Raw genomic sequence first — 244 nt, 5'->3', positions numbered from 1 at the left:
CCCGCGATCGCATACGCGAGGATGGAAGCCGGGCCGGCCTCCGCGATGGCGTGGCCGGAGCCCACGAACAAGCCCGCGCCGATGACGCCGGCAATCGACATCATCGTCACGTGCCGCTGTTTCAGACCCGTGCCGAGGCCTGTGTTGCTTCCACTCATATGTCTCTCTCCAAAAAACGGTGCCGGTACGACCGGTTGTGGCATGAAGGCGGCGAGGGAGTTGTCGTTGTTGTATCCGCTGCCCG

Annotated in this window: 1 pseudogene; it reads right to left on the bottom strand. The window is 63.9% G+C overall.

Annotated features, from left to right (window positions below):
- Positions 1-158: pseudogene (locus SB816_RS34265) on the bottom strand (GABA permease); the annotation flags it as partial.
- Between the last annotated feature and the right edge of the window lie 86 nt (positions 159-244).

It is taken from the genome of Achromobacter sp. SIMBA_011 (assembly GCF_046535435.1).
Lineage (GTDB): Bacteria > Pseudomonadota > Gammaproteobacteria > Burkholderiales > Burkholderiaceae_B > Achromobacter > Achromobacter dolens.
This window is presented reverse-complemented; position numbering and strand designations above follow the sequence as displayed.